General features: G+C 49.6%; 3 protein-coding genes and 1 pseudogene. 1 reads left to right on the plus strand and 3 read right to left on the minus strand.

The features are described from left to right. The coding region (locus tag D5269_RS17330) for a DUF4368 domain-containing protein (RefSeq protein WP_120487593.1) at positions 1-75 on the plus strand (75 nt) is incomplete at its 5' end. Positions 76-215: 140 nt separating this feature from the next. On the opposite strand, the pseudogene D5269_RS17335 reads toward D5269_RS17330, so the two are convergent. The 3 genes and pseudogenes from D5269_RS17335 to D5269_RS17350 all read right to left on the minus strand — a co-directional run. Continuing rightward, positions 216-653, minus strand: a pseudogene (locus tag D5269_RS17335) (recombinase family protein); the annotation flags it as partial. Then, on the minus strand, positions 654-851 hold the full coding sequence (locus D5269_RS17340; protein ID WP_006873181.1) for a hypothetical protein: 198 nt from the start codon (positions 849-851) through the stop codon (positions 654-656). Positions 852-1,092: 241 nt separating this feature from the next. Further along, the gene (locus D5269_RS17350; protein ID WP_016289964.1) at positions 1,093-2,430 is read right to left on the minus strand and encodes a virulence-associated E family protein; all 1,338 of its coding nucleotides are present in this window, start codon (positions 2,428-2,430) and stop codon (positions 1,093-1,095) included. Positions 2,431-2,615 lie beyond the last annotated feature (185 nt).

Raw genomic sequence — 2,615 nt, forward strand, 5'->3', positions numbered from 1 at the left:
GGAGAACGAACCGTCATAGACGGTCAAAGACACCAGGACATTAAAATTTACTACCGCTTTGTTGGGCTGGTATGATCGGGCAAAAAAAGCGCCTGACCGCATCAGCAGCCAGACGGAAACATTCTGTAACAGCAGCGATATTTGATTGTTGCACACTGATTTGTCGAATTGGAGAGAAATTAGCAGTTTACCCCTCCCAAATACCTCGTGTTCTTCAGGATATTCTTGAACGGGGCAATATCGTTGTTATCCCGCAGGGTGTCGATACCGTCATTCATGGCGATATAGCGGACACCGTTTCTTGGGAAAAAGTCCTCAATCAAATGCCCGGTTTGCAGATAGTTCCGCCCCAGTCGGCTGAGGTCTTTCGTGATGACAAGGTTGATTTGCCTGCGCTCAATGGCTCTCAACATTCTCTGTAAATCAGGACGCTCCATATTAAGACCTGTGAAGCCATCGTCCTGATAGACTGCCACAACCTCCCATCCCTGCTTTTCGCAGTATTTTTCCAGCATATCACGCTGGTTTGCGATACTGGCACTTTCGCCTTGCAGGTCATCGTCCTTTGACAGTCTGCAATAGACCGCTGCACGATAGCCCCCGGCAAGTGCCGAACCGATTGTTCTGTATTCCATTTCGTTCATCATAGCCATTTACCCACACAATCCAGACGGTATCTGGCTCTTTTGAACCTCATCTTCATTATACTTCAAATCTTTCTTTTTAGCAAGATATTCTTTTGAATTTGTCTTTCCATATTTCTGGGAAATCAGGCTGACGAACACATCGGTTGCGTCAAGCTCCCCGTCAAACACAGTAGTCACATGAATCTCTGTTTTGTTTTTTGCCATAGGCAGTTATCCTCCATACATGAAAATAGCCAGACAGAGGGTGTCGGCAACGAAGTCCGGCAACGGGCTTCAAAAGACCTTGCAAACAATCTCAATCTGGCGATGGTTACTATTTATATTTTTCTTTTATTTTTCTGTTGTTTTGGTTGTCATAGGGGAGAAAAGCCCGCAGTTATGGGATTTTCTCCGGCAACCGGCTCGGCAACGGGATAGCAACAGGGTGTGCAACAGGCTGTCATTTTCAGAATGGAAGCTCCATCTGTTCTGTGACCTCCACAAAACCGTCCACCATTTTTTCAGACGGGTTGCCGGAGTCCGTTGCCGGGTTTTCACGCTCCCAGCCCTTTTGTCTGCCATATTCTGAAAACATTCTTGGATTCGGGAAGTACCGCCAGCCGGAAATGCACTGGTTCATAATCTCGTTGATTTCCCGGATTTCCCATTGCTTCGGTTCGTCAAAGGCATGGTTCAAGGCTTCCTTGTAGAGCTGCTTGGAACAGACCATGCTCCCGGTGTACTTATCAAGATACGCCTGTATCATTCCGGCTTTGGTGTCCTCCGGCATAAAATCCCGCTGGTGTTCTTTGAGATACCGCTGCATGGCGGGGCTGAAAGCCAGCTTGAACCTGCCGCTTCGGTAAATCTCCATCGCTTCCGCCCACATCTGCTCGATATAGGCTCTGGAAGCGGCTTCGTCCTCCAAAATGTGAACCTCGGCTTGCTCCGGGTACACCATGACGGGGATAAAGCGGCGGTTGCCGGAACGGTCAAGGGGAAGAAAATCAAGGGCATTGGAAGTGCCGCCAAACACGCACTGACGGGGGCGGTCTGCCGGGTGGGTTTCATAGGGTATCTTGTAAACCTCTTTCTGCCGGCTTAAAAATGACTTGATTTCCTCAATGCTCTTGGCGTTTGCGGTTGCCATCATTTCCGACATTTCGATAATCCAGTGACCTTGCAGCTTGCGGTACACATTGTCATCGTCCAGCTTCCGCAAATCATCGGAGAACCACTCGTCCCGGATTGCCAGCAGACGGAAGAAGGTGGACTTGCCAGCCCCCTGACCGCCTACCAGACAAAGCATGATTTCAAACTTGCACCCCGGCTGAAAGGCTCGTGAGATTGCACCCAGCAGGAACAGCTTCAACGCTTCATAGGTGTAATCGTCTGCGTCAGCCCCCAGAAAGTGCCGCAGGCAGAAGCGGATTCGCTCTGTCCCGTCCCACACAAGGGAACTTAAATAATCCCGGATGGGGTGGTACTTGTTTTCATTCGCCACAATCCCGATGGCGTTATCAATCTTTTTCTCATTGGTAAGCCCGTAGGTTTCTTCCAGATAGAGAAGCAGATACTTCATATCTGTATCGTTCAGGGGGGTGCTTTCCCTGTGGAAGCCGATGGGCTTTATGATGTCCTTGCGGTCAGTCAGGATATTGTATGCGATAGCCCCGGAAAGCAGCGGGTCACGCTGGAATACAGTCAGGCAGTTCCGTATACTCTGACGGACGCCGCCTTTCTCGGTAGTTTCCAGCCCCTCCTTGATTTCCTCAATGCTCTGGGGTGGCTGCATGGCGTTCATGGTGTTTTTTAGTTCTTGCTGCGTTGTCAGCGCCAGTAATAAAATGAAAGAAAACGCCGAGGAAAAAATGTAGTTTTGTGGCGGAGGTGAAGGGAAAAGGATAGACTCCCAATCAGGGCGAAAAAGAGCCCGGAAAGGGAGTCAGGAAATGAAAGGAGCACAGTGGATGGATATCCGAAGCGACA

Source organism: Anaerotruncus sp. 1XD42-93 (genome assembly GCF_009917605.1).
Classification (GTDB): Bacteria; Bacillota; Clostridia; order Oscillospirales; family Ruminococcaceae; genus Anaerotruncus.